The organism is Sinomicrobium weinanense (assembly GCF_018863395.1).
Taxonomy (GTDB): domain Bacteria; phylum Bacteroidota; class Bacteroidia; order Flavobacteriales; family Flavobacteriaceae; genus Sinomicrobium; species Sinomicrobium weinanense.
In genome coordinates, this window is sequence record NZ_JAHKRR010000014.1 from 14,877 (window position 1) to 41,874 (window position 26,998).

Annotated in this window: 22 protein-coding genes; 18 read left to right on the top strand and 4 right to left on the bottom strand. The window is 42.1% G+C overall.

The window, feature by feature from the left end; all coding sequences use genetic code 11:
* The first annotated feature begins 243 nt into the window (after positions 1–243).
* Together KN811_RS20915 and KN811_RS20920 are read left to right on the top strand one after the other, a co-directional pair.
* The gene (locus tag KN811_RS20915; RefSeq protein ID WP_247716577.1) at positions 244–939 is read left to right on the top strand and encodes a cysteine hydrolase family protein; all 696 of its coding nucleotides are present in this window, start codon (positions 244–246) and stop codon (positions 937–939) included.
* A 1-nt stretch (position 940) separates the two neighbouring features.
* A complete protein-coding gene (locus tag KN811_RS20920; RefSeq protein ID WP_187965585.1) occupies positions 941–1,531 on the top strand; it encodes a Crp/Fnr family transcriptional regulator in 591 nt (196 codons plus the stop codon).
* Positions 1,532–2,352: 821 nt separating this feature from the next.
* On the opposite strand, the gene KN811_RS20925 is transcribed toward KN811_RS20920, so the two are convergent.
* Entirely contained in the window at positions 2,353–4,470 is a 2,118-nt protein-coding gene (locus tag KN811_RS20925; RefSeq protein ID WP_187965584.1) for a sigma-54 interaction domain-containing protein, read from the bottom strand.
* A 250-nt stretch (positions 4,471–4,720) separates the two neighbouring features.
* Here KN811_RS20925 and KN811_RS20930 point away from each other — a divergent pair, with 250 nt between their 5' ends.
* The 5 genes from KN811_RS20930 (at position 4,721) to KN811_RS20950 (ending at position 10,717) form a co-directional block, all read left to right on the top strand.
* On the top strand, positions 4,721–5,371 hold the full coding sequence (locus tag KN811_RS20930; RefSeq protein WP_247716582.1) for a hydrolase: 651 nt from the start codon (positions 4,721–4,723) through the stop codon (positions 5,369–5,371).
* Between the two features lie 190 nt (positions 5,372–5,561).
* On the top strand, positions 5,562–6,434 hold the full coding sequence (locus KN811_RS20935) for a pirin family protein (RefSeq protein ID WP_187965582.1): 873 nt from the start codon (positions 5,562–5,564) through the stop codon (positions 6,432–6,434).
* A 17-nt stretch (positions 6,435–6,451) separates the two neighbouring features.
* Positions 6,452–8,257 (top strand): amidohydrolase, encoded by a 1,806-nt coding sequence (locus KN811_RS20940; RefSeq protein WP_187965581.1) that lies wholly within the window; start codon positions 6,452–6,454, stop codon positions 8,255–8,257.
* A 45-nt stretch (positions 8,258–8,302) separates the two neighbouring features.
* Complete coding sequence (locus tag KN811_RS20945; protein ID WP_187965580.1) at positions 8,303–9,325, top strand: LLM class flavin-dependent oxidoreductase; 1,023 nt, start codon at positions 8,303–8,305, stop codon at positions 9,323–9,325.
* A gap of 36 nt (positions 9,326–9,361) precedes the next feature.
* Entirely contained in the window at positions 9,362–10,717 is a 1,356-nt protein-coding gene (locus KN811_RS20950) for an alginate export family protein (RefSeq protein WP_187965579.1), read from the top strand.
* Between the two features lie 267 nt (positions 10,718–10,984).
* On the opposite strand, the gene KN811_RS20955 is transcribed toward KN811_RS20950, so the two are convergent.
* Together KN811_RS20955 and KN811_RS20960 are read right to left on the bottom strand one after the other, a co-directional pair.
* Positions 10,985–11,848: an SDR family oxidoreductase gene (locus KN811_RS20955; protein ID WP_187965578.1), complete on the bottom strand. Its 864-nt coding sequence runs from the start codon at positions 11,846–11,848 to the stop codon at positions 10,985–10,987.
* Positions 11,849–11,923: 75 nt separating this feature from the next.
* Positions 11,924–12,493 (bottom strand): Crp/Fnr family transcriptional regulator, encoded by a 570-nt coding sequence (locus tag KN811_RS20960; protein ID WP_187965577.1) that lies wholly within the window; start codon positions 12,491–12,493, stop codon positions 11,924–11,926.
* Positions 12,494–12,847: 354 nt separating this feature from the next.
* Here KN811_RS20960 and KN811_RS20965 point away from each other — a divergent pair, with 354 nt between their 5' ends.
* The 7 genes from KN811_RS20965 to KN811_RS20995 all read left to right on the top strand — a co-directional run bounded on the left by KN811_RS20965 (position 12,848) and on the right by KN811_RS20995 (position 17,136).
* Positions 12,848–13,204 carry a nuclear transport factor 2 family protein gene (locus KN811_RS20965; RefSeq protein WP_187965576.1) on the top strand — a complete coding sequence of 119 codons (357 nt, stop codon included), beginning with the start codon at positions 12,848–12,850 and terminating at the stop codon, positions 13,202–13,204.
* Positions 13,205–13,229: 25 nt separating this feature from the next.
* Complete coding sequence (locus KN811_RS20970) at positions 13,230–13,757, top strand: YceI family protein (protein ID WP_187965575.1); 528 nt, start codon at positions 13,230–13,232, stop codon at positions 13,755–13,757.
* A 121-nt stretch (positions 13,758–13,878) separates the two neighbouring features.
* The gene (locus tag KN811_RS20975) at positions 13,879–14,163 is read left to right on the top strand and encodes a GNAT family N-acetyltransferase (RefSeq protein WP_187965574.1); all 285 of its coding nucleotides are present in this window, start codon (positions 13,879–13,881) and stop codon (positions 14,161–14,163) included.
* Positions 14,164–14,172: 9 nt separating this feature from the next.
* The gene (locus KN811_RS20980; RefSeq protein ID WP_187965573.1) at positions 14,173–14,385 is read left to right on the top strand and encodes a (4Fe-4S)-binding protein; all 213 of its coding nucleotides are present in this window, start codon (positions 14,173–14,175) and stop codon (positions 14,383–14,385) included.
* Positions 14,386–14,395: 10 nt separating this feature from the next.
* A complete protein-coding gene (locus tag KN811_RS20985) occupies positions 14,396–15,577 on the top strand; it encodes a cation:proton antiporter (protein WP_187965572.1) in 1,182 nt (393 codons plus the stop codon).
* Complete coding sequence (locus tag KN811_RS20990) at positions 15,570–15,824, top strand: glutaredoxin family protein (RefSeq protein ID WP_187965571.1); 255 nt, start codon at positions 15,570–15,572, stop codon at positions 15,822–15,824. Before KN811_RS20985 ends, KN811_RS20990 begins: the two co-directional genes overlap by 8 nt.
* Before the next feature lie 274 nt (positions 15,825–16,098).
* Positions 16,099–17,136: an alpha/beta hydrolase gene (locus KN811_RS20995; protein WP_247716578.1), complete on the top strand. Its 1,038-nt coding sequence runs from the start codon at positions 16,099–16,101 to the stop codon at positions 17,134–17,136.
* A gap of 271 nt (positions 17,137–17,407) precedes the next feature.
* Here the strand turns inward: KN811_RS20995 and KN811_RS21000 are convergent, their stop codons facing one another.
* Positions 17,408–18,097 carry an RNA polymerase sigma factor gene (locus tag KN811_RS21000; protein WP_187965570.1) on the bottom strand — a complete coding sequence of 230 codons (690 nt, stop codon included), beginning with the start codon at positions 18,095–18,097 and terminating at the stop codon, positions 17,408–17,410.
* A gap of 348 nt (positions 18,098–18,445) precedes the next feature.
* Here KN811_RS21000 and KN811_RS21005 point away from each other — a divergent pair, with 348 nt between their 5' ends.
* The 4 genes from KN811_RS21005 to KN811_RS21020 all read left to right on the top strand — a co-directional run bounded on the left by KN811_RS21005 (position 18,446) and on the right by KN811_RS21020 (position 26,795).
* Positions 18,446–19,366 carry a FecR family protein gene (locus tag KN811_RS21005; protein WP_187965569.1) on the top strand — a complete coding sequence of 307 codons (921 nt, stop codon included), beginning with the start codon at positions 18,446–18,448 and terminating at the stop codon, positions 19,364–19,366.
* Between the two features lie 213 nt (positions 19,367–19,579).
* Positions 19,580–22,909, top strand: coding sequence for a TonB-dependent receptor (locus KN811_RS21010; protein ID WP_187965568.1), 3,330 nt, complete (start codon positions 19,580–19,582; stop codon positions 22,907–22,909).
* A gap of 10 nt (positions 22,910–22,919) precedes the next feature.
* A complete protein-coding gene (locus tag KN811_RS21015; RefSeq protein WP_187965567.1) occupies positions 22,920–24,524 on the top strand; it encodes a RagB/SusD family nutrient uptake outer membrane protein in 1,605 nt (534 codons plus the stop codon).
* Positions 24,525–24,557: 33 nt separating this feature from the next.
* Positions 24,558–26,795 carry a GH92 family glycosyl hydrolase gene (locus KN811_RS21020; protein ID WP_187965566.1) on the top strand — a complete coding sequence of 746 codons (2,238 nt, stop codon included), beginning with the start codon at positions 24,558–24,560 and terminating at the stop codon, positions 26,793–26,795.
* Positions 26,796–26,998 lie beyond the last annotated feature (203 nt).

Sequence of the window (26,998 nt, forward strand, 5' to 3'; positions counted from 1 at the left end):
GGACTATATATTATAAGACCAGGCCGTAGGTGGCTGAAAGAAGTGACAAAAGATGCTCGCGATGCTCCCGATAACGGAATACAGCAGTTCATAATTTTTGAAATTGTTCCTGCGAAAGACAATAAGGCCTGTGTTGACTTGCTCTTCTCATTTTCTTCTTTCTTGAACTTGTTCAACTGATCGTTCAGAAGTGTCATTATACATTTGTGCCATAGTTAATTGAACGGTAAGATAAAACTATAAATGATGAAAAAAACATTGACAGTAATTGTATTTGCTTTAGCGCTTACATCGTGTAAACAACAGAAAAACGAATATCAAAAAGAAAACATTATGGCACAAAACACAACGGAAACGACACCATTTGCCGAAAATGGCAAAACCGCTTTGGTAATCATAGACATTCAAAATGATTATTTTCCGGGAGGAACAATGGAACTGGTATCAGCAGATGAAAAGGCACAAAATGCAACTAAAATGCTTTCGTATTTCAGAGATAATGATATGCCTGTAATCCACGTAAAACATATTGCTCTCCAAGATGGTGCTACGTTCTTTTTGCCCAATACCAAAGGAGCAGAAATTCACAAAAGTGTAACACCGCTTAAAACCGAGAAAATCATCACCAAAAACTACCCTAATAGTTTCAGGGATACTAAACTGCTGGATTATTTAAAAGAAAACAATATTTCAAATTTAGTAATTTTGGGTATGATGACCGATGTTTGCGTAGATGCAACAACACGAGCAGCAATGGATTATGGTTTTAACAATACCATTATAGCAGATGCGGTGACCACAAGAGACCGGGAACTGAACGGAAAAATAATCCCGGCTGAACAAGTGACCGAATCCTATTTGGCTGGTCTTAATGCATTAGACGGTCTGTATGCAAAAATCATAACAAGCAAAACCTATTTGCAACAAGAACAAAAATAAAATGAGTGAACACTCTTCATTTCATAAGAATATTCAAAAATATGTAGACTTGTCAGAAGATGAATTGACAAAACTCAGTTCATTCTACGCACTTGAAAAAGTAGAAAAGGATACGGTTCTTTTGAAAGAAGGTGAAATTTGTGAATTTGAAGGATATGTACTTGAAGGGTGTTTTAAAGTTTTCTACGAGGACGAAAACCTTAGGGAACATATCCTTTATTTTGCTATTGAAGATTGGTGGGTTTTGGATATCGGTAGTTTTGTAACAGGTAAATCCTCGCAACTAAATATTCAAGCGTTGGAAGACTCTGTCATTTTAACCATCAACAGGAACAAAAAAGAACAGCTATATAATGAAATTCCCAAAGTGGAAAAACTATTCAGGATAATGAACCAAAAATCATTATCGGCAATGCAATTGCGTATGATTAGTATGCTTCGTGAAAATGCGGATAAAAGATATTTGGATTTTATAAAGAGGTACCCAACTTTGACACAAAGAATCGCCCAACACCAAATTGCTGCCTACCTTGGAATTTCACACGAATTTCTAAGTAAAATCAAAAAAAAGATGTTACAGAACAGAAAGTGAAATCTTCTTTCAAATCTATTAGATAAAACAGCCCTCTATCAAAAGACAAGGGCTGTTTTTTTATGCCCATTAAAAATAATTGATGAAAAGCATATCTTCATCATCCATTTTATTGTTTTCCTTTAGGCTTTCAAAGAACTTTAAAAGAGGTAATAAGTATTCACCTGGATTCCTGTTATCTCGACTGAGCGGGATTTTTGTAAGAAATCCCGCTTTTTTATGTAGGTTCATTAAATGTAATCATCTGATTTATAATGAATTAAGCATGAACGATTGAAGTTCGATTTCAGAAAATTTAGATATTTTTCATGAATTTTATTTGTTTGAATATCAGGTAGTTATTTTTGATCGTAGGAGAATAAAATGTAGGATTAGCGGGTGGTTTAATTTTTTACGTGCTGATAATGAAATGTTTACGGTTTTTTAGGGTTTGAGTACTTCAAGATCAATATTTTATTCTCTTTCGAAATCCCCTCGTGTTTAGTAGGATAAACATTAATTTTTTCCCTAATAACCTTAATAAATACTCATTTCACTTTGCACCTGATTTGGTCTGCTATGTACTTTCAGACTATCCAAAAACGTTAAAAAGGGAATAAGACGCTCTATGGATATACTGATATTCTCATACGATAGTATATGGTCAGGGAATGTTGTTTTCTTTTCATGAGCCAGAAGATTTTTTTCTTTAGAGTGTTTATGGAGGTATAGATATGACGCATGTCATTGAGGAGATCGAGATTTTTAGTTAATAGATCGGGTATTTGATTTTGACTTAAAGATTAAGGTCAAATTGTAATTGATTTATTTAATCAACTCCTTTATGATTTTAAACTAACTTTCTTTTCTATGCCCAAACGTTTCATTTTGGCAAAAAGTGTCTTGTCCTTCATCTTTAAAATTTTTGCAGCGCCATTCGGTCCGCTGACGCGCCAATTGGTGTGATCCAGCACCTCAATAATATAATCTCTCTGATTTGCTTCGAATGATTTAAAGTCGCTGGATGCGGCTACAATATCTTTTTCAGGTATCCAGTTTCCTGGTTTTAAAGTTGGGCCGTTCTCAACTATTACCGCACGCTCGATCATATTTTCCAGTTCCCTGATGTTGCCGGGGAAATTATAGTTCATGAGTGCGTCAATGGTATCTTTGGATAAACGCTTAAAAGTTTTTCCGGCCTTGGCAGAATACTTTTCCAGGAAAAACTGGGCCAGTAAAGGGATGTCGTCCTTTCTAGCTCGTAATGGAATATTATGGATGGGAAAAACATTTAAACGGTAGTAAAGGTCTTCCCTGAACTTCCCTTCACGTATCATTTCCTTTAAATCCCTGTTTGTTGCCGCGATGATCCGTACATCAATTTTAATCGTTTTGGTACCGCCCAACTCATCATATTCACCTTCCTGTAATACCCGTAATAGCTTGGGTTGCAATTCCAGCGGCAGTTCTCCGATTTCATCAAGGAAGATCGAGCCTCCGTCCGCAAGGGTAAATTTCCCTGCTTTATCGTTGATGGCCCCTGTAAAGGCTCCTTTTTTATGGCCGAACAGTTCACTTTCTATAAGGTCTTTTGGCAATGTGGCACAGTTGATTTTGATCAGGGGGCGGTTTTTTCTTCCACTACCGCTGTGTATGGCACTGGCCAGCAATTCCTTACCAGTACCAGATTCCCCCGTTATCAATACCGTTGTTTCGGTAGGGGCAACCTGATCGACCTGGATAAGTACGCTTTTGTACGACTCACTTTGGCATATGATATTATTGAAGTTGATTTTATTGCTGATCTCTTCCTGAAGATATTCATTCTCGTTTTCCAGACGATCTTTTAAGGATTTGATTTCTTCCAGTGCTTCATATAATTGCAGGTCGCGCATTTTTTTTGCGGTGATATCCCGGACCACGGAACAGCTATAATCTTCATCATAATACTTCAAATGGCTTGAAGTAATGTCAACAGGGAATTTAGTGCCATCCTTTCTTGAGATCAACCATTCAAACCTGTGCGACCCTTTTGTCCTAAGCATATCGAAATGTGCATCGTAGAATTCCTCTGTGACGGCTGTATCCAGATCGAACATCCCCATTTGATCCAGCTCTTCTTTACTGTACCCCAGTTTTTCGATCAATGATTCACTATAGAGCAACAGGTCGCCCTTGTCATTGTACACATAGATCAAGTCCTCCACATTGTCAATGACGGTCTTATAGAGGGTTACGTCATTTTCCTTGTGCTTGATCTCGGTCACATCCTGATAGACCCCTAATATTTTATAAATTTTATCCCCCTTCAAGATAGGTTTGGCCACAGTTCTGATATATCGGGGCGGTGAATCCTTGGTTTCAAACAGTTCATCAAAAGCAATCCCTTTTCGGATAACCTGCCCGAGTAAGAACTTGAACCTGCCACTGTCTTTAAATCTATGGATGACCTTGGGCGGGGTCAGATCTTCCGAACTTTTGGCATTCAAAATATCCAGGGCACAATTGGTGGCCAAAATAGATCCGTCATGCAAGTTCAGTTCCCATCCTCCGACATTGGCGATGCTGTGTGTGTTATCAATCAGGTTTTTGTAAAAACTGGACTCGGAAAATTCATTTGTTGTTCCGCAGATGTAATAATTTCCATTATATGAGAATTTTTGAACATGGACCTCAACTTCATAGAATTTTCCCTTCTTGGTTTTATGTACGGCCCTGAATTGGACGGCGCCCTTTGTCATTACTTCTTCCCAATGGTTTTTCCAGCTTTCAGGGGTGACCGTAACATTGATATCCGAAACTTTAAGTTTCATGCATTCCTTTTGGCTATAGCCCACACCCTCACAAAACTTGGCATTGGCATATATAATCTGGCTGTCTTCCCTGACCCAGACCATTTCGTAGGGAAGTTGATCTATCAACCAGCCTTTTATCTGCAAATCATCCATAGTATTATCCATTTTTTCAGCATTTTAGTCGCAGTAAAAATAGTATGAAATTCTTAAATAATAGAATTTTATAAAAAAGCAGAATTTGTTGTTCTTGATGCGAAGTGTTAATGATTTGGTTGTTAGGTTGTTGTGGTTGTGGCATAATAATGGCCAGCAATACCCCGAAATGGTTGTTCAAACCGCCTTGATGATAATCGGGTAAAGGATGGCCATAGCTGGAAAAAACTAACATTTTAAAATCTTAAGCATCATGAGCAAAATGCCAAAAAATGGACTTGAGGGACTTCTTCGACCTGAAGATAGCATCCTTGTATTAATTGACCACCAACCGTATCAGTTCACCAATTTGAACAGCCATGAACCAACCATGGTCATCAATAATGTGGTCGGTCTTGCCAAAGCGGCGAAAGTGTTTAACGTGCCCACTATTCTTACCACAGTGATCGAAGAACGCGGAGGGTATATCATGAAAGGGCTACAGGATGTATTCCCTGAACAAAAGCCCATCAACAGGACCTTTATCAATACCTGGGAGGATCCCAAGGTCACGGATATCGTAAAAGAAAGCGGGCGCAAGCAGCTGATCATAGCAGGGCTGTGGACGGAAATATGTGTGGCCATGCCCGCCATCCAGGCAGCGGGTGAGGGCTATGACGTCTTTGTGGTCACGGATGCCAGTGGATCCACATCGGTCGAAGCACACGATATGGCCGTACGTCGAATGACTCAAGTGGGTATTGTGCCCATCAATTGGATTGCCGTGGTCTCTGAATGGCAGCGCGACTGGGCCCGTACGGAAACAGCTAACCAACTCTCTGATGTCCTCTTTGATCATGGGGGAGCGAGCGGTATTGCCCTGGCATGGGAATTACAACTTTTGGCAACTCCTGCGCCTCAAGAAAACCAATAATCTGAAAACAAGGCTGTTTTCTAAATAGCCTTACGTCAACCTGAACTTGTTTCAGGTTCTCATAGTGCATAATCAGTGTGATGGGATGCTGAAACAAGTTCAGCATGACGGATTATTAGAAGACAGCCTCTGTTTATGGACTTAAAATACAGGCACTTTATGTGTTTCTGGATTAAACAAAAAATGAGAAATGAAAAAAAGAACCAGTTTTTCAACACAGGGCCATAGGGCCGATATAGGGGACCTGACCATCAATAGAATATTGGCCAACCGGTATGCGGATGCCGTTGGCCCGTTTGTCTTTTTGGACCATATTGTTCCCAGGCACCAACCTGCTGTCATGGATAGCGGGACAGGGGCACATCCCCACCGGGGTATCGCGACGCTGAGTTATATCATTGAAGGGGAAGATGAACATTTCGATAGTGCAGGAAATTACGCCAAGGTACATTCGGGCGGGGTGCAATGGATGAAAGCCGGTAATGGCATTATTCACGATGAGACCTTAAATGTGGATTCACATGCCGGTACCAATCGCACTCATGCCTTTCAATTTTGGATCAACCTTCCATCCAGGAACAAAGCTGAAAAACCGGAGTATCTGGCCATCCAGGCCAATGAGGTCCCTCAAAAGGGATTGCCCGACAATGGAGGTTGGATAAAGGTGATCGTGGGCGATTATGAAGGCCTTCATTCGGCCATACCCAATTATTCCATGCAGTTCTTATATCATATCAGATTGGAACCCGGCAGGGATTTTACTATTTCCATGGAGGAAAACATAGAGGTTGCCGCCTTTTTGCCCACAAAGAAAGCCATGCTTAACGGCGTTGAGTTCAAGGCAGGGGAATTTGTGGAATTTGATAGGGATGCGGGGGAAATAGCTATTGAGAACAGGCTTCAGGGAGCCATTGATGTTATTTTATTTGGTGGAGAACCTTATACGGAACCCATTGTGGCTGAAGGCCCGTTTGTGATGAACAGCCGGTCTGAGATTGCAGATGCGTACCGGGATTTTTATGCCGGGAAGTACGGTAACATAAGATATAAAAAACAAGCTTAACGTAAAATCAACAAACCATGAAAAAACTGATCGTCCTGGTGGTCGCAATTATTTTTGGTGTAAATAGTAGGGCACAATCCAATGAACAATTCATCGGTGCCGATATGATTGTATTTAACGCAAAAATCAGCACCGGAAGCCTGACCAAGCCCGAGGCTTCTGCACTTGCTGTAAAAAGAGGGAAATTTTATGCTGTAGGCACTGATGCCGAAATACTGGGGCTGAAAGACAAAAACACCAGGATTATCGATGCAGGTGGCAGGCGTTTGATACCAGGTGTCAATGATGCCCATACGCATATACTGAATGAAAGGAGCTTTAACTACAATGTAAGATGGGAAGGTGTGCCCACATTAAAACGTGCATTGGAAATGTTGAGCGAACAGGCAAAACGAACTCCCGAAGGCCAATGGGTGAAAGTGATCGGTGGTTGGTCGCCATACCAGTTTGAAGAAAATCGGTTGCCAACCATCGAAGAGATCAGGAAAGCAGTTCCAGACAGGCCTGCGATCGTACAGTATGCGTACAACCGTGCATTTTTAAATGAACTGGCCATGAAAGTTTTTGGAGTAGGTACCGATCGTTTTCCGGCATTGCCGGGTACCGTTTTTGAAAAAGACAAAAAAGGAAATTACACAGGAATAGTGGAAGGGTATACATTTACCTTTATCTCACTGGAATCCATGGTGCCACAGCCTTCGAATGAAGAGCAGCTCAGTTCCATTACAAATGTGATCCATCAATTGAACCGTTTCGGAGTTACTTCAGCCGTTGACGGAGCCTCCTTGATCGGATTTCCCCAGGGACATACCCAAATACAGCAACTGGCAAAGGAAAATCGCCTGAATGTAAGGATGCCGTTCATTGACCTTCAATTTGGTGATCCCGACAGCGCCAGTTTGGTGGATGCAGAAATTAAGGCCGTAACAAGGAAATCCCCCATAAGTCCTGGGGAAAATATGCATCCGACCATGGCGCATGGTCATGAATATGAGGGGGCCGGGGAATTGCTCAGGGAAGAATTACATGACCATGAAAATTTCGACAGACCTGAAGTGATCATTGATAAGGAAGTCATGCGCCGTTACATCAAAGAGGATATTTCAAAACTTGTGGAGAAAGGGATCCCTTTCCGAATGCACATTAGTTACAACGAGAATATCACTCCTTTTCTGGACGCCCTGGAGGCCATCGACCAAAAGACACCATTTGACGGTTTACGCTGGAGTATTGAACATGCCGAAACGATTGACCTCAATAATATTGCCAGAGTAAAAAAACTGGGCGGCGGCATTGCATTGGACATGAAAATGGCCATGCATGGGGATGGATTTATAAAAACCCACGGAGTTGAGAAGGCATCACAAACCCCAAGGTTGCGACAGTTGGTAGACAGCGGTGTCCCGCTAACCATGACCACTGATGCATTCAGGGTTTCATCCTATAATCCATGGATCGGTATTAGCTGGATGACTACCGGAAAATCGGTGTCGGGTTCTGAAATACTGGCAAAAAATAATCGGTTAACAAGGGAAGAAGCCTTGAAATTAGTTACGGTCGGACCTACCTGGTTTGAAGACCAGGAGGATGAAATGGGCAAAATCATTCCGGGTCATTTTGCAGATTTTGTGTTGCTTAATAAGGATTACTTCACCATACCGGATGAAGAAATAAAGACCATCTCATCCTTATTGACTGTTGTTGATGGTAGGGTGGTTTTTGGTGCGCAAGAGTACAGTGACCTGTCTCCGAAATTGCCTGAAACACTTCCTGAATGGTCACCTTTCAACTATTTTGGGGGCTATTATAATACGAAGAATTAAAACTAACGACATGCATATCCTGTGCTTGTTAAATAATAAAATCATATGGACATTGGAATAGATAGCTTTGCCTCGGCAATGTACGGTAGCAACCTTACCGGTGCCGAGGCCATGGAGCAGTTGCTGGACCGTATTGTAAGGGCCGATGAAGCAGGACTTCACTTTTTTGGCATCGGGGAACATCATAAAAAGGAGTTTTTGGATTCTGCACCCGATGTGATCCTGGCCGCTGCAGCGGCCAGGACCAAACAGATTCGTTTAGGGAGTGCCGTTAAAGTATTGAGTACTTCCGATCCGGTTCGCGTCTATCAAAGTTTTGCGACCCTGGACCTTATCTCAAAGGGAAGGGCAGAAATAGTGGCCGGACGCGGATCGGCCATCGAATCCTATCCGCTTTTCGGATATGACCTCAAGGACTATGACGCCCTTTTTGCAGAGAAACTGGAGCTACTGCTTCAGATACGCGATAAGGAATTCATTACGTGGTCAGGCAAGTTTCGTCCGGCTATACATAACCAACCGGTTTACCCAAGGGCGCTTCAGGAAAAACTGCCGGTGTGGTTGGGGGTTGGCGGTACGCCGGAATCCTTTGTTCGTGCGGGGTCTTTGGGACTACCCCTGATGGTAGCGGTGATCGGTGGTCAAACGGAACGTTTCCGCCCCTTGGTAGACCTTTATCGGGAAGCTGGCGCAAAAGCAGGTTTTTCGACCGAAGAGTTAAAGGTTGGGCTGCATTCACCGGGCTATGTGGCCGAGACCGGTACTAAGGCCATTACAGACTATTATCCCGGCTATGCGGAACAATGGACGAAATTGGGCAAGGAAAGAGGATGGCCACCGGTAACCCGGGCGCACTTCGATGCCATGGTTGCACCCGGTGGGGTATTGGTAGTGGGCGGTCCTGAACAGGTTGCGGAAAAATTGATGCGTCACAGTAAAGCTCTTGGGGGTGTAGATCGATTTACTTTTCAAATGGATAATGCAGGGCTGTCGCACCAACAATTGTTGCAATCCATCGGATTGATCGGCAAAAGGGTGATCCCTCTTGTGAACCAATCCGTACAATGATGTTGTGAAATCAACTTTATAAAATACAACCAACCGATGCGGACTATCTTAGTTTTGATTTTAATTTCCTGTCCTTTTCTTTTATGTGGGCAGCAATTTCCCGATTTTAAACCGGCTCGTTATGATGAGGATTACTCGTTTCTTGAAAATGATACGGTTTCCAGTTGGTACAAAAGCCTAAAATATAAGAAAATTGGCAAAAAGGCCTACGTTGGTTTTGGAGGGGACTTTAGGGAGCAATACCTGATAAAAACCAATGAGGGTTGGAGTTCCGAATTAGAGGACGGTGACGGTTTCACGTTGACAAGGTGGTTGTTCCACGCAGATCTACATCTCTCGGAGCACGTGCGCTTTTTTGCTGAACTGCAAAGCGCCCTGGCCAATGGAAAGGATACGCCCATTCCCATTGAGGAGAATCCACTTGAGGTCCATCAATTTTTTGTGGATGTAACACCATTTCCGAAGATCCCTTTGTCTTTTAGGCTTGGCAGACAGGAAGTGGCCTATGGTTCCCAGCGTTTGATCTCCTATCGGGATGCTCCGAACAGTCGCCGTGCATTTGATGGTATCAAAATGATGTTCGCAAAGAATAACATCGAGGCTGATATATTCTATTTACATACCGTTGTCGATAAGGTGGGGATATTTGATGATTCCTCATCCCCAGATCTAAGGGTTTGGGGATTGTTCTCGAATGTACCTTTGACAAAGGGAGGGCTGAGTTTCTATTATTTAGGGTTCAATAACGCCATGGCAATTTTTTATGATGGCCCTGGGATTGAAAATAGGCATACTGTCGGTGCCCGGATCCTCAAAAAGGTTGGGAATTGGCAATATGACGTGGAAGGGGCATATCAATTCGGTTCCATTGGTGATCGAAACATTGAGGCGTGGAGCACGGGCTTGGCTGTTTCCTATCGGTTTGAAGGTTTAAAGTATTCCCCGGAGCTTGGTGTCAAAGCAGATTTCATCAGTGGCGATAAAAATCCTACCGATCAAGTCCAGCAAACATTGAACGCGATGTTTCCTCCAGGGGCCTACTTTGGCTTGGCTGCTCCAATTGCACCGAGCAACCTTATCGATGTCCATCCCAATGCTACATTTCGCTTGAGTGATACGATGTCCTTTTTATGCGATTATGCATTGCTGTGGAGGAATAGCAGGACAGATGGTCTTTACCGGCCCAATATGACCCCGTTTTTTGAATTGGATAGTGGTGCAACTTCCAGGTTTATAGGGAGTCAGCTCTCGGGAACATTGATGTATCAGACTTATGGACATCTTTTCCTTGGAACTGGCTTTAGTTGGTTTGATGCCGGCCAATATCTCAAGGAAGTGACTGAAGGGAAGAACATATTATTTGGATTCGTCAGTGCGCAGTTAAAGTTTTAGGGGCGGCCATCAAAGCGGCAATTCAGCATCCAGTGCAATGGATAGGGGCAACATAAATCTCAATCGGAAAATAGGTGTTTTTGGATTCAGTATTGATGGAGGTTCATTAGCTGTAGTATAAGTCAATGATTTTCTTCTTTACCTTTATTGGGATTTGAAATACGCCGATATTAGACTTTATAGTCCATTCATATACCATATAAAAACCCTCGGTATATCGAGGGCTTTCTGATATTTAAATGGTGATGTTTCAGATGTTCTAACAGTTTATGCTAACAAATCACCCATTCCATATGCTCTTAAAACTTTTGAGTATTCCACTTGTACAGCTTCATTGGCTGCCTGGGTCATTTTCCCGGTAGAAGGATCAACCACTGTTCTCAGCGGTCTTTTTCCTTTCGGGGAATTTATCAGCTTAAGTACGGCATCTGCAACATCTTGTGGGTCGGGTTTTACTTCCTCCATCATTTGACCCACGGCAGCACCCATCTTTTCAGGAATACCAGCTATGGCTTTGTATCCTTCATTAACCGATGGGTCCGAACTCGCATAATTTTTTTGGTACATTTCCGTAGGGAAACCTCCTGGCTGGAGGATGGCCACATCAATGCCCAACGGTCTTGCTTCGTAATATAGCCCCTCGCTTAAACCTTCCAAACCAAATTTTGATGCACCATACACTGCAAAAAACGGAAATGAGAATCTCCCGAATCCACTTGAAACATTAATGATCAAGCCTTTGGATTGCTTTCGCATTGTTGGCAATACCTTTTTCATCAACCGCCATGGTGCAAAAACATGGACATCAAACATTTCCTGCACATCGGTCGTGGTAAAGCTTTCGGCTACTCCTGTGATGGCATAGCCCGCATTGTTCACCAATACATCTATAGTGCCCTCTTCAGCTATTATGGTTTCTATGGCATTGGTCACACTCTTATCATCCGTTAGGGTAAGATCCAAAACCGTAATGTTTTCTATCTCTGATAATGCTTTGGCCTTTTCGGCATTTTTGCCAGTGGTTGCTCTCATTGTTGCGTAAACCTTGTGACCGTGCGAAGCAACAGTGTTGGCTGTAAGCCATCCAAAACCACTATTGGTCCCTGTAATCAATACAACTTTTTTGCTCATTTCTTTTATTTTTAGATGATGAGACAAATTTCCGCATCGAAAAAACCAAATCATTTACCATATGGTAAAAAGGGTTTAAGCGATGTTTTTTCGTATTCTGCTCAAGGATTGCTGGGTAATGCCCAGATAAGAGGCTACATAGGAAAGCGGGATTCTATTGACAAAACCGGGAAAATTTTTTAAGAAGGATAAGTAGCGGGTAGTGGCATCTTCTGAAACCAAGGGACTTCTTTTTCCTATCGCATCCAGTAAACATTGGTTATAGCTGCGATCGATAAGATGATTCCACTGCGTTAGTTCATTTGAAATTTCAACCCAATTTTCTTTTGAAAAAACCAGTAGTTGACAGTCGGTTACGGCCTGTATGTATTCACCAGAGATTGTATTCGCTTCAAAATTCGGATAATCAGTTATAAAATTATTCTCTCCGACAAAGTAATTCGTGATTTCTTCACCCTTGTCGTTGTAATAACAATACCGGAAAATCCCGTTTACGATAAACCCAACTCGCTTCGGAACTTTGCCGGCTTCCGAAAAAAAGTCGTCTTTTTGAAGGTGTAGTTCTTTGGCCCTGCTTACGACAAAATCTATTTGATGTTTATTCAAGTAGAATACTTGCTCCAAATAATTTATAAATTCTTTCATAGCCATAGGTCAATTAGCACTGTATTCCGTGTTGGTTTTTCTGTTATTTAAGAAATGTTTGTTGATGTTCCGATACATGGGTCTTTCTCAGGTTGTTTCCGGAATGTTTTTTTATAATCCGTATCAACAATATCACATTTGTCAACAGTTACGAAACCAAATATTCACCCTCACAAAATTAATCAATAAATCACAATTCGGAGAATGAAGCAACTACCTTATTAAATGCTCTTAAAATTCTAACATTTTAGAAATGTACGAATAATAGGAATGTTTGGAAGTTCTTTTTATTCCGCAAGTAACTATTAATCAACACAGTATGATAATGGCACGGAATTCGTCATTAAGCGGGTAATGTTAGAAACCAATAAAACAATTCTGAAAAAAGCAAACGAGGCCGTATCCAACGGCAACTATGAGGAATTTCTCAAATATTGCACCGATGATACAAAATGGACATTCATTGGAGACCAGGTACTCCATGGAAAGGAGGCGGTACGAAAATGGATGTTGAAAGAATATATCGAACCACCCATAATCCATGTTGAAAAGCTAATAGGAGAGCATGATGATCTGACCGCACTGGGCCATATCACTGTCTTTGGTAAAAAAGGGGAGGAGCGTCAATATGCTTATTGCGATGTCTGGAAGTTTCGTGAGGGTAAAATGGCTGAACTAATGGCCTATGTGATAGAATCCAAATCAACATGAATAGTAATCCTAAACAATAATAAAAATGAGTACAGCAGTAAAAACAAAATGGAATATTGATACTGCCCACTCTGAGATCATCTTTAAAGTAAAGCATATGATGATTTCTACAGTGACCGGTCACTTTGAAGATTTCAATGCCACAGCCGAGACCGATAATGAGGGTTTCATTGGAGCAGATTTCCACTTCACGGCAAAAACAGCCTCAATCAATACAAAGAACGGCGATAGGGACAAGCACTTACGATCGGATGATTTCTTCAATGCAGAACTATTTCCAGAGATATTGTTTACGTCCAGATCATTTGACGGAAGCACTTTGGTGGGAGATTTGACCATTAGGGATGTCACCGGGGAAATTCAATTGGATGCTGATTTCAATGGAATTGTCGTGGATCCTTATGGGCAGACCAAAGCCGGCTTTGAAATGTCCGGCAGTATCAATAGAAAGGATTTTAACCTGGCATGGAGTGCCATTACCGAAACGGGAAGCATTGTGGTCAGTGATACTGTAAAATTGACGGCATTTTTACAATTTATCAAAGAACAGTGATAGGTTGTTGATGGATATGAAACGTGATTTTCCAGGTTCTTTTTTACGGGAAAATAATTTGAAGGACGCATTTTATCATTTTTTGTTGACTTCGGAAATACATTTTTAAAACCATGAAACTGTGGAAATACAACTAAAGGAGCTTGATGCCAAAGGGTTTGTTATGACACGAGAGAATAATAAACGCGTAGGGATGATGACCTATTCCATCGCTGGAGCAGAACTAATTATCATAGACCATACAGAAGTTGAGCCAGCGTATAACGGCAAAGGGATAGGCAAACAGATGCTCTGTAAAATTGTGGAAATGGCCAGGAAGAAAAATATAAAGATCATTCCCTTGTGTCCGTTTGCCGCAGGCATGTTCAGCAGATTCGAAGATATCAGGGACGTATTAAAATCATAAACAACAACTATGGAAACCATCAAAGAATACCAAAAAGAAAATTTAACGATAATCTGGAAGCCAAAAAAATGCATTCATGCCGGTGTTTGTGTAAAAACATTACCAAAGGTCTATGACCCAAAAGCAAAGCCGTGGATTAAGTCAGATAATGCTTCGATAGAGAACTTAAAGGGTCAAATCGATGCTTGCCCGTCAGGCGCATTGAGTTACCGGGAATCTTAAACCGAATTTTATGCAGCACCATATTCTTATAAACATCTGTGCCATTTTTGGCGTTGCTACAGCTGTTATCATTATTTGTAGGTTCCTTAAAATCAGGTATATCATCGGGTATCTTATTACCGGTGTTTTACTCAGTCCGAATACCTCCGGTTATTTTGCCAAAATGGATGAGGTAGATGTGTATGCAGAAATAGGGGTTATACTCCTATTGTTTACCATCGGACTTGAATTTTCGTTTGACAAACTGAAAAAAATCCAAAAATATGTATTGGGTGGTGGTAGCGCACAAGTGTTCTTTACCATCATAATTACGGCAGGACTTATCTGGCTGACCATGAGACCCAGCTGGGAAGAAAGTATATTTTGGGGCTTTTTGTACGCGTTGAGCAGTACCGCCATTGTAATAAAAACATTGCAGGATTCCAATAAAATAGTAACGCCCCACGGTAAATTTATATTGGCAGTATTGCTGTTTCAGGATATTATGATCGTACCGCTTATGCTGTTCACACCTATTATCGCTGGAGTAGGCGGTGATTCATTTGCAACATTTGGTTGGTTATTGGGAAAATTGGTATTGATGGGTGGGATTGCCTATGTACTGGCCCGTTTTGTGATTCCGTTTTTCCTAAAAAGTGTAATGAAGGTGCAAAGCCAGGAGGTATTTTTGATTGCCCTGATCTTTATCGTTACCGGTATTGCCTTGCTAACGGAACAATTGGGTTTATCCCTTGCTTTAGGTGCTTTTATCGCAGGTTTGATCATTGCCGAAACAGATTACAGCCATATGGCGATTTCCTGCTTTTTGCCTTTTCGATATGTGTTTATGAGTTTCTTTTTCATTTCTATGGGGATGTTGCTCAACTATGAGATATTTCTGACCGATTTGGGGTGGATTGTGTTTTGGACATTGTTTGCCTTTGCAGTAAAAGCTGTTGCGGGGATCCTTGCGGTAAAAGTGTTGGGGCTGGAATGGAAAACTGCTCTTGCCGTTGGATTTTCAATCGCACAAATTGGTGAGTTTTCCTTTGTACTTGCACAAAGCGGGTTAAAGTATGAATTGATAACCGCCAGTAATTATCAAATATTTTTGGCAGTATCTATAATTCTAATGTCCCTTACACCATTCATAGTGACCAACGCGGAAAAAATCCATCCTTTATTTAAAAAACTGACAACCAAAAATGGATAGACCAAAATTACAATTATATGGAACTGATTGGTGTCCCAAGTCAGCTGTTCTACGTAATTATTTGCAAAGCAAATGGATAGAATTTGATGATTTTAATGTGGAAACCAATGTTGAAGCAGATGCCAAGGTACGTGCACTGTACGACGGAAAATTAAAGTTCCCTACAATAATGGTAGGTACTGATTTTATTAAAAATCCAACTATACCACAGCTCAATAAATTTTTAAAAAAGCACAACATCGATTAAAGATAATAGGAATATGTGGTAAAAAGATCATTTTGCAGTCAATTGAAAAAGTTTAAACGGGTTCACTATTAATCAAAATATTATGAAATGCCCATAACCAAAATTTTGGATACCAACCGATATGATAAACAGGGCATTACTCACGACATTTTGATTTTATATGATGGAGTTCGTGAAACCTAACACAGTGGTTCAGCGTAGCTAATCTTCGATTTCCATCTGACCTTTGGAAATTTATAGTGAGTTTACCGAACTAACAAATAAATATTAACAGATGAAACGCATCGGCATATTAATGACAACGATTTTAATCACTTTAAGTACAAGTATAATGGCACAAACGACACCCGGAGAAAAAGATCCGAATATTTCAAAAGAAACCCGTGTATTTTTAAAAGCATTAAACAGTGGAGGTGGACCACCTTTGGAAGCCTTAGCACCTAAAGATGCCCGTCAGGTCCTTATAGATGCCCAAAATTCAGTGTCCTACGATTACAGCGATATTGAAGAATCAGAAAGAAACATAACGCAGGATGGTCAAACGGTCACCATTCATATCGTAAAACCCAAAGGAGCTAAAGACAACCTTCCAGTGTTCATGTTCTTCCATGGTGGGGGATGGGTATTGGGTGATTACCCAACGCACAAACGTTTGGTGAGGGATTTGGTTGTAAAAAGCAGGGCAGTAGCCGTCTTTCCCGATTACACCCCGACTCCGGATGCTCAATTCCCTGTGGCCATCAATCAAGCGTATGCTGCCACCAAATGGGTTTCCGAAAATGGAAAAGCCATTGGAGTTGATGGTTCTCGATTAGCTGTTGCTGGTAACAGTGTAGGAGGAAATATGTCCGCTGTAATTTCCTTAATGGCCAAAGACAAAAAGGGCCCCAAAATATCTTTTCAACTCTTGTTATGGCCGCTTGTTGACTCCGATATGAGCCGACCATCTTATAAGAAATTTGCGCAGGGTAGATTCCTGACCACTCCAACAATGAAATGGATGTGGGATATGTATATACCTAATCCTGATGACAGGAAACACAAATATGTTTCTCCAATTAATGCTAGCCTGGATGAATTAAAAGGATTACCACCCGCATTAATTCAGGTTGCCGAAAATGATATCTTATATGATGAAGGAGTTGCCTACGGCCGCAAACTGGATGAAGCAGGTGTACCAACCACTGTTACAGTGTATAAAGGATTTATCCATGATTACGGCATGTTGAATCCATTATCACATATTCCGGGTGTACAGGAAGCAGTGACTCAAGCATCAGCATTATTGCATGAAGCCTTGTTTACCAAGTAAAATTTTTAGTTAATTCAATAACAGTGTCAGCTATTGTTGGTACTGTTATTAAAACTCGAAATACTGAATGATCGCATATGAAAACATTGTTGTCAAAGAAAATTTTCTAAAACTACCATCCTAGGGGGCATGTGACCAGCAATCAAGGCGAACGATGCATAAGAGTCAGTTCATAAAATAAACTACAAGTTGTTTTGAATACTATTTTTCGGGAACATTTTGCTAAATTTATAGCATTGAAAGATTAACCGCTCTCAATTGATGTCCTATTTTAAAAATTAAGATATAAAATACTGGTTCGTATCGGGTTGTGTTCTGGTTTTAAATCCTGCCACGAAGATCTTTTTTTGATAGAGAATTTATCGTCCTCGTTATGACAAAAATGTTTAATATATAAAACAATGAGTTCGTACTTTTCCCCTAATTCTTTCCTCAGAATATTAAACCCCTTGGTTATTTGCGCTTCTACTGCTTTTACCGAGATATCCATATAATCTGCTATTTCCTTATTGGTTAACCCCTCCTTTTTACTTAAAGTAAAGACCTGGCGGCATTTTGGGGGGAGTTTTTCGATTTCTCTGGTTACAATATTCAGAAGCCTTTCAAGAGTAGACTCATCCATCTTATCAACAACGTCATACATGGTTTCATGATACTTCAGTTCCAGGAGTATAGTGGATTTATCTTTTTTATAAGTATTTACAAATTGATTGTAAACCGCACTGAACAGAAAACTTTGAATTGAATATTTACTGTTCAGTTTGTCCCTGTATTGCCATGTTTTCAAAAATACATTCTGTACAATGTCTTCCGCAGCGGCATGATCGTGAATCAGGGTATGAGCATAAGCAAAGAGCCTTCTATGAAATTTGTCAACTAAAAAAACGTATGCCTTTTCTTCTCCTTTCTTTAAGTGTTCAATAAGTTTTTCAGTATTCTCATACTCAGTGACAGGCTTCATATAATTCAATATTTGAAATGATTCTATGCGAAAATAGAAAAAAAGATAATAAAAAGTTAGGGTATTGTTAATTTGCTTTGTACTACTTAATAGAAAATGTTATAAATGGCCGATCAGAGAATACATAAGTTATTACACAGGTATATTGAAGAATCTGCAAGTCTCGAGGATCTGAATGAGCTTAATAAATGGGTTAAAGATCCGTCCCATAAGCCCTTACTCAAAGATTATTTAACTGCACATTATGCAATTACAATAGGCATGAATGAACCGGACCCAAGTCAAATCAAAGAAAAACTTTTAAACCGTATCCGTAGCGATAAAAAGGCTCTGAAAATACGCAGAATTTTGAAAAAGCTGAGTTATGCAGCTGTGTTAATCATGTTTTTGGGGCTGGGGTATTTTTTCTATCAAAAACAGGCTATCGATCAGAATAAGACCAGAGTAGTTGTTGACAATAAAGCTATAACCTTAGAGAAAGCGAACGGTATTGTCCGGGTATTGTCTGATAGTCTGGAAGGTTTTATTACCGATGAGGATGGTAATGTTATAGGAAAGCAGAACGGAAAGGAACTTGTTTACAACACGGCAATTCTGCCTGGAGCAACAGGGTATAACATCCTGAAAATACCCTATGGAAAACAATTTAGCGTTCAACTTTCTGACGGAACAAAGGTCAGGCTGAACGCAGGCAGCCGGTTAAAATATCCTGTGCCATTTGCAAAAGGGAAAGAAAGAAGGATCTTTCTTGAAGGGGAGGCTTATTTTGATGTGGCCCATGATGCCGAACATCCGTTTGTGGTGACATTGAATAATTTAAATGTAAAGGTATTGGGTACGGCTTTTAACGTATCGGATTATCGGGAAGACAGGGTTTCGGAGGTCGTCCTGGTAAGGGGATCGGTGCGATTGCAGTTTGTGGACGATAGTGTGGCCCGAAATAAAGAAATGATGTTAACGCCGGGCGATCAGGCTATTTATTCCAAATCCGGTCATACTGTTAAAACCAAAAAGGTAAACACAGACTTATATACTTCCTGGATAAATGGTCTTATGGTATTCAGGGATATACCTTTTGAGATCATGCTAAAAAAGCTGGAGCGGCATTACAATGTGGTATTCAGGAACAACAATCAAAAACTTGCAAATGAAAAGTTCAGCGCAACCATAGATCTAGAGAACGATGATATTAATACCGTCCTGGAATACTTCAATAAGATATACGGAATAGACTATATTATTCGGAATAATGAAATCATTATAAACTAAAATACGATACAATGAATTGAAAAATACCCAACGCCAGTATCTTTTAAAATAACTTCAGCTTCATTTTATAACAAAAAACCAGAGAATGCCCTCACATCCTCCGGTTTTAATGAAGTGATTAATAGTAATCACCTAACAAATTCATACAAAATTATGAAAAAACTATTGAAATTTGATTTCAAGAGTCTCTGTAGAATTAAATTCGACCTTAGAATGAAATTGTTGCTTTTGCTTTTTATCGTATCCATTTCCATGTACGGAAAGATGTCTTTCGGGCAAAACAATAAATTTTCTATGGATTATGAAAACGTTACTATAGGGCGGCTGATGGATGAAATTGAGGTAAAAACCCCCTTTAAATTTATATATAACAGTAATACGGTTAACCTTAACAGGGTTATTAGTATAAATATTAAGGATCGAAAAATTGAAGAGGTCTTAAAAGTTATATTCGATAAAAGTCATGTGTCTTACGAAATTTATGATGGAAAAATTTTATTAAAGCCTTCAGCAAAAAATAAAAGATCAGACACTTCACCAGCTCAGCAACAAATTGAAATAAAAGGACATGTCAATGATGCCAAAGGTACCCCTTTGCCCGGAGTGAATGTCATAGAAAAGGGGACCAGGAACGGGACCCAGACCGATTTTGATGGCAATTTTAAATTGGATGTGACCTCAGAAAAATCGGTGCTCGTATTCTCATACATAGGCATGCAAACCATAGAAAGGCCGGTGGATGCCGATTCTGACCTGGAGGTTGTCATGAAAGAAAACAACGTTAATCTGCAGGAAGTTGTAGTTGTAGGATATGGAAAGGCCAAAAAGGCAGATCTGACCTCGTCGATTTCAACAGTAAGTCCAGATGATTTAGAGGACTTACCCGTTACCGGGGTGGAACAGGCTTTACAAGGGCGGGCTTCAGGTGTAACGGTTACCTCAAGTTCGGGATTGCCCGGATCCTCGGTTTCTGTCCGAATCCGCGGAATAGGTACTGTAAACAATAATAACCCGCTATATGTGGTCGATGGGGTTCCCACAGATGGAATGAATTATTTGAACCCATCGGATATTGAATCCATTCAGGTTTTAAAAGATGCTTCTGCTGCAGCCATTTACGGATCGAGAGCAGCTAATGGGGTGATCCTGATCACCACTAAAAAAGGAAAACAGGGCAAACCTTCATTTTCTTTGGATGCATACTATGGCATTAGTAAGCCCTGGAGATCCTATGATCCGGCAGATCGCGAGGAATATTTATATATGGTAGGCGCGGTGAACGGAACGAATTCGCCCATATACACCACCGCCCAGGCAGAATACGATCGCGGATATAACACCAACTGGTGGGATGAAACCATTAGAACTGCCAGTATTCAACAGTACAATTTTAGTGTCAATGGGGGAACTGACAAGGTGAAATATAACTTTAGTATCGGTCATCTCAATCAGGAAGGTTCCATAGACCCTTCCGGATATAAGAGGTTGACAGGGCGTATCAATACTTCATTTGAATTGACCAAATCGATTGAGGTAGGGGAGAATTTAAGTATTTCCAACGAGGTCAGGCCCAATACCTATTCGGGTATATTGCGAATCATGGAGCAATATGATCCTTTGGTCCCGGTCATAGACCCGGAGCACGATCAGAATGATCCTTATAACAAATGGGGAAATTCGGGGATCACCTTTGGAAGCAGTCCGCGCGCTATGTTGGCGCGGACCATAGGTGAAAGTAAATCACTCCGTTTATTCGGAAATGTGTATGCCAACCTCAGTTTTACGGATGACCTGGTATTTAGCTCCAGCCTAGGGTTTGATGTCAGGAGGGACGATATGCATTCTTTTAGCCCCATTTATTATTTTGATGCCAGCGACCATAACGACCTGGCTTCGGCCTATGCCGGGAGTACAAGTAGCGATGGCTGGACGTGGTCCAATACGGTGACGTGGACCAGGGAATTCGGCCCTCATCATATTAAGGCCCTGGCGGGTATGCAGGCCGAAGAAAGAAAATCGAGATGGGTCAATGGTACAAAATTCGGGCAACCCGGAAATGACGACAGATTCCAGTATATAGATGCCGGTACAGAAGGGGACCGTATCAACGGAAGTGCTGCGAATTTTTCTCTGGCCTCTTATTTCGGAAGGGTCAACTACAATTTTAAGGATAAATATCTTTTAACAGGAAGTATTCGCTGGGATGGCTCATCAAATTTTGCAAAAGAATACCGGTGGGGGATGTTCCCTTCCGTTTCCGGAGGATGGGTTTTATCGAGGGAAGCGTTTTGGAAAGATCTCGGTATCTCGTGGCTTTCGAGTTTAAAATTAAGAGGGGGCTGGGGCCAGTTGGGAAACCAGCAAATTCCCGGAGGTTCCTATGTATCCTTTGTCGAAGGCGGAATTTACAGACGTTTTGTATTGGGCAATGACAATATTGTACAGGGGTATTCCATATCAAATACGGGAAATTCTACCATTCAATGGGAAACATCAGAACAATCCAATGTGGGGATCGAGGCCGGTTTTTTTAATGGTGCACTTACGGCAGAATTTGAAGTGTACAACAGGAAAACAAAGGACATGCTTATCGCCTATCCCGTTGCAAGGACTTTCGGGGCTTCTTCACCCTGGGTTAATGCAGGCTCTGTTGAGAATAAGGGGTTTGAGATTACAGCAAAATATAATGGAATTATAGGAGATGATTTTAAATTTCAGGTCGGGGGGAACCTTTCCCATTATAAAAATGAGGTAACGGGTCTGGGCCAGGGACAGCCATACGTAGAAAGTATCCCGGGGTCCAGGGTAACAGGGGCTTCAAGAACTACTGTCGGGCACCCCATCGGGGAATTTTACGGCTGGAAAACGGATGGTATTTTTCAGGATCAGCAAGAAATTGACAACTATACGCATAACGGAAATTTAATTCAACCCAATGCAAGACCCGGAGATTTCAGGTTTGTAGATACAGACCATGACGGAACTATTACTGATAAGGATAAGACCACCATTGGTAACCCACATCCCGATTTCACTTACGGGGCCAATATTGACCTCGAATACAAATCCTTCGACCTGTCCGTATTTTTACAGGGTTCGTATGGAAACGACCTTTTCAATATCAATAAATATACGATTAACAGGCCTTTGGGTTTTGACAACGTGGAAGCAGGAGCGGTATACGATGCATGGACCCCGGAAAATGGCTCGAATACCAACCCGGTAATGTCCATTAGCGACCCGAACAATAATTACAGGGCTTCGGACTGGTATGTGGAAAACGGTTCGTATATGCGGGTTAAAAATGTGCAGCTGGGCTATAATTTCCCGGAATCCCTGTTGTCTTCACTGCATATTTCCAGTTTAAGGATCTATATCGCGGCACAAAATCTATTCACCTTCACCCGATACTCCGGCCTGGACCCTGAACTGGGCGCATATGCCGTGGGTGATAGCGGTCAGCAGCAGCGTTTAATGGGAGTGGATTTCTTCACCTTCCCGCAGTCCAGGACCTTTCAGGCAGGATGTAGTATTAAATTTTAAACCGGTTGAAATGAAAAAGATAGTATATATAGTATTGACATTGATTGTAGCAGCAGGATGTACAAATGATTTTCTGGACCAGGAAATCCCGGTAAAGCGCGAAATAGATGCTTTTTATAAAACCCCGGAAGATATTTACGGCGCTTTAATGGACGATTACAGCGCTTTGCAGAATGATGCCCTGGCCAATGCGAGATGGGTTTTTGGCGATGTAGCCACGGATGATGCGCTCAAAGGAGGCGAAAGCGCCGGTGATGGTGCCGATTTTGAACAGATCGCGGAATGCAGGCCGCTTGCCAACAATAGTGCTGTAAAAGATTTATGGGTACAGTCTTACAGCGGTATAACCAAAGCCAATATTATTTTGGACAAGATCGGAGATGTTGATTTTTCGGGACAGGAAGACCTTAAGGCCACATACCGGGCCGAAGCTTTATTTTTAAGAGCTTTCAACTATTACTATATAGCCATGGCTTTCGGTGATGCCCCGATATTGACTTCCGGGGTCACCGATTTTATAGATATAGACCCCGAATTACTCGAACGCCGGCCCGTTACCGATATATGGGGTTTAATAGAAGGCGACCTTAAGGAGGCCATCCCCCATCTACCCCTCAGATCCCGACTGATTGAGGAGGGGCAACTGGGAAGGGCCACCAGGGCCGCCGGCCAGGCCCTGTTGGCCAAAACGTATATGTTTCAGCGAAAATATACAGAGGCGGTTCCGGTATTAAAGGAGATTGTTGAAAACAGTAATTACACGCTACTTGATGATTACGGGACCCTGGTTCGCCCCGAAGGTGAATTCAGTACCGAAAACATCTTTGAGGTCAATTTTATCAATCAATCCTCGGGATGGGGAGATGATAGCGAAGGAAGTACCCGTGTAGTGTTTCAGTTGAGCAGGGATGACTGGGGGTATGGATTTAATCAGCCCACACAGGACCTGGTTGATGAATTTGAGCCCGGAGACCCGAGATTGATTTATACGGTGAATTGGGGAGGTGACGAATACGAGAAGGGAGTTCCCCAGGGAAACAAGCAATACAATCCTTATGGCTACAGCAATAGAAAAATATTCCTGACCGCCTCTCAAAGACCGGCGAACGTTTTTTCCGCCGGGAAGAATGAAGTCATCTTCCGTTTGGCGGATTTCTACCTGTTATATGCCGAGGCCCTCGTACAATCATCCGGAGATCCGTCAACGGCCCTGCATTATCTCAATCTGGTCCGCCAACGGGCAAACAGCACACCCAAGATCGATCCGGAAAGGCTGGTGCAGGTACATACCGTTGAAGACGTTGATCTACCGATGCGCACTTTTACCACTAAAGGACAGTTACTACGGGACATTTATCACGAAAGGAGAGTGGAACTCGGTATGGAAGGCATCCGGTGGTGGGATCTGGTGCGCCAGAACAGGACAGGTGTATTGGCCGATTATTATCAGAAATGGTCGGTAGACCGGGACAACGAATCAAAAGGAGATCTGACCGGAAAGTTTTACGAACAGTGGGTAGGACAGATCGGAAGGCCGGATTATCCCGTATTCCCCGTTCCCCAAACCGAGATCGATGCCTCCCAGGGACACCTGGAACAAACAGCGGGCTATTAATAGAGAAAATAAAACAAACGGCCTTATATTTTTATGAAAACAAAGAATGTTCAATATCATATCCTGGGTTTGTGTTTAACGCTAATACTCGGGAGTTGTAACCCCCAAAATCCATCTCCCGGTAAATCCGGTGCCAACAGTATTGAAAAGGTCAATTATGCGGCATTGGTAAATACAACGATCGGCTCTGAAGGAAAGGGAGTCAGCAAAACCGAATTGCAGTTCGAAGCAGGGTTTACCTTCCCCGGGGCCATGTACCCTTTTGGCATGGTACAATTCACACCGACGTTTTTTGTGCCGGATCAGGGGTTTGTCGTGAACCAGTTAAGTGGTGCCGGTTGCCCGAATATGGGGAATTTCCCGACACTTCCCCTTTCCGGGGTATTGGAAAGTTCCCCCGGCGACATGAGGGGGCTGAACCCCTCCGATACGATTAAAAAAGCAGTTGCAGGATATTACAGAACAGCATTGAATAGCGGTGTAGTAGCAGAGTTAACAGTGACCGAAAGAACCGGAATGGCACGGTTTAATTATCCTGAAGGGGATAAAAAGGGGACCGTTGTCATCGGATCGGGCATTAACGCCAATAAAATGAACAGGGCCCAAATAACCATCACAGGGCCAGATTCCTGTGAAGGCTATGCCGATGGCGGTTCGTTTTGTGGTGCAGCTACGGGCTATACGGTTTATTTTGTGGCCGAGTTCGATCAGAAGGCCGTCATATCCGGTACCTGGGAAAAGGAGAAACTTCATGAAGGAAGCACTTCTGCGGCAGGAGCGCATTCAGGCGCATATTTTACCTTTGATGTGTCGTCCGGAAAACCCGTTCAGTATAAATTCGGTATATCTTATGTTTCCCTGGAAAATGCCAGGGAAAACCTGCACACGGAAAACCCGGGTTTTGATTTTGACAAAACCAAAAGTGAAACGACACAGGCCTGGAATTCCTACCTTTCCAAAATTGAGGTTTTCGGGGGTACCCATGACCAAAGAACCCAGTTCTATACACATTTATATCATGCTTTGGGGCATCCGAGTGTTTTTAATGATGTGAACGGAGAATATGTTGGTTCTGACCATAAAATCCATAAGGCCGAAGGGTATACCTATTATACTGCTTTGAGCAATTGGGATACGTACCGTTCCCAAACACAGCTCATAGCTCTTCTGGCGCCGGAAGTAACTTCGGATATTATTACATCCCACCTGAAATTTGCCGAACGTTGCGGAGGCGGATTGCCGCGTTGGGTGCTGGCCGATTTTGCAACGGGAATTATGCAGGGTGACCCGAGTGCCGCCTTAATAGCCAATGCCTATGCTTTCGGCGCCCGGGATTTCGACAGTAAGAAGGCATTGGAAATAATGCGGAAAGGCGCTGAAGTGCCGGGTATCAAAACGCAGGATATAATTACAAGGCCTTTTTTAGAACAATATCTGAACAAAGGATATATCTATGATCATATGGGGGCTTCCATAGCCCTGGAATACACTTCCTCGGATTTTGCCATCGGACAATTTGCCCTGCAGACGTTTGGAGACAAAGCCTTGTATAAAAAATACCTCCGCCGGTCCCGGAACTGGAAAAAGCTATACAATCCCGGGACCACATGGCTCAACTCGAGGTTTGAGGACGGTAGCTGGAAACCCCGAGGCGATGACTGGCGGGAAGCCACGTATAAAAATTATTTCTGGATGGTGCCTTACAACCTAAAAGGGCTTATAGACACTATCGGGGGACAGGAAATAGCCGAAAACAGGCTGGATTCCCTGTTTGTGAAGCTGAATGCAACCTATTATGACGATTGGTTTGCAGCAGGTAACGAACCCGATTTCCAGGTGCCCTGGACGTATAACTGGACCGGTTCTCCGTATAAAACGCAATCCATCGTAAGGAAAATTTTAAAAGAATCGTACCAAAACAAGGCCAATGGCCTTCCCGGGAATGATGACCTGGGAGCAATGGGAGCGTGGTATGTTTTTGCAAATCTGGGACTATATCCCGTGATCCCTGGAGTAGGAGGGTTTTCTGTGAACAGTCCGGTGTTCCCTGAAATTAAGGTACACCTGGGCCATGATAAAATATTACACATCACCGGGGGAGCCGACAGCAAATCTTATATAACCTCACTTGAACTTAACGGGAAGGACTGGAACAATACCTGGATATCCTATGAGGATATAAAGAACGGAGGGGAACTTAAATTCAACCTGTCCGAAAAACCGGACAAGACCTGGGGTACAACCGCTGAACCTCCTTCATTTAATGATTGAAAATCAGGAGAAGGATCAGGATCAGGTCACAAAAAAATAGAAGGGCCTGTTTTCGGATAGTTTTTGCGGCGGTGTTTCGAAACTTTATCTGGAGCATTACACTTCATAGATTGTTTCTCAGCTCCAGGAACACTGAGGGTGGAATATTAATTTCGAAATAGAACCGGAACCCCGGGGGCAGGTGTCAAAAACAGCCTCAGAAG

Coding starts and splice junctions, on each gene's coding strand:
- KN811_RS20945 (WP_187965580.1), top strand. CDS start 8,303: ATGGACATTGGAATAGATAGCTTTGCCTCGGCAATGTACGGTAGCAAC.
- KN811_RS20955 (WP_187965578.1), bottom strand. CDS start 11,848: ATGAGCAAAAAAGTTGTATTGATTACAGGGACCAATAGTGGTTTTGGA.
- KN811_RS20925 (WP_187965584.1), bottom strand. CDS start 4,470: ATGGATAATACTATGGATGATTTGCAGATAAAAGGCTGGTTGATAGAT.
- KN811_RS20970 (WP_187965575.1), top strand. CDS start 13,230: ATGAGTACAGCAGTAAAAACAAAATGGAATATTGATACTGCCCACTCT.
- KN811_RS20935 (WP_187965582.1), top strand. CDS start 5,562: ATGAAAAAAAGAACCAGTTTTTCAACACAGGGCCATAGGGCCGATATA.
- KN811_RS21015 (WP_187965567.1), top strand. CDS start 22,920: ATGAAAAAGATAGTATATATAGTATTGACATTGATTGTAGCAGCAGGA.
- KN811_RS20995 (WP_247716578.1), top strand. CDS start 16,099: ATGAAACGCATCGGCATATTAATGACAACGATTTTAATCACTTTAAGT.
- KN811_RS20990 (WP_187965571.1), top strand. CDS start 15,570: ATGGATAGACCAAAATTACAATTATATGGAACTGATTGGTGTCCCAAG.
- KN811_RS20920 (WP_187965585.1), top strand. CDS start 941: ATGAGTGAACACTCTTCATTTCATAAGAATATTCAAAAATATGTAGAC.
- KN811_RS20960 (WP_187965577.1), bottom strand. CDS start 12,493: ATGAAAGAATTTATAAATTATTTGGAGCAAGTATTCTACTTGAATAAA.
- KN811_RS20930 (WP_247716582.1), top strand. CDS start 4,721: ATGCCAAAAAATGGACTTGAGGGACTTCTTCGACCTGAAGATAGCATC.
- KN811_RS20985 (WP_187965572.1), top strand. CDS start 14,396: ATGCAGCACCATATTCTTATAAACATCTGTGCCATTTTTGGCGTTGCT.
- KN811_RS20940 (WP_187965581.1), top strand. CDS start 6,452: ATGAAAAAACTGATCGTCCTGGTGGTCGCAATTATTTTTGGTGTAAAT.
- KN811_RS21000 (WP_187965570.1), bottom strand. CDS start 18,097: ATGAAGCCTGTCACTGAGTATGAGAATACTGAAAAACTTATTGAACAC.
- KN811_RS20980 (WP_187965573.1), top strand. CDS start 14,173: ATGGAAACCATCAAAGAATACCAAAAAGAAAATTTAACGATAATCTGG.
- KN811_RS21010 (WP_187965568.1), top strand. CDS start 19,580: ATGAAATTGTTGCTTTTGCTTTTTATCGTATCCATTTCCATGTACGGA.
- KN811_RS20915 (WP_247716577.1), top strand. CDS start 244: ATGATGAAAAAAACATTGACAGTAATTGTATTTGCTTTAGCGCTTACA.
- KN811_RS20950 (WP_187965579.1), top strand. CDS start 9,362: ATGCGGACTATCTTAGTTTTGATTTTAATTTCCTGTCCTTTTCTTTTA.
- KN811_RS20965 (WP_187965576.1), top strand. CDS start 12,848: ATGTTAGAAACCAATAAAACAATTCTGAAAAAAGCAAACGAGGCCGTA.
- KN811_RS21020 (WP_187965566.1), top strand. CDS start 24,558: ATGAAAACAAAGAATGTTCAATATCATATCCTGGGTTTGTGTTTAACG.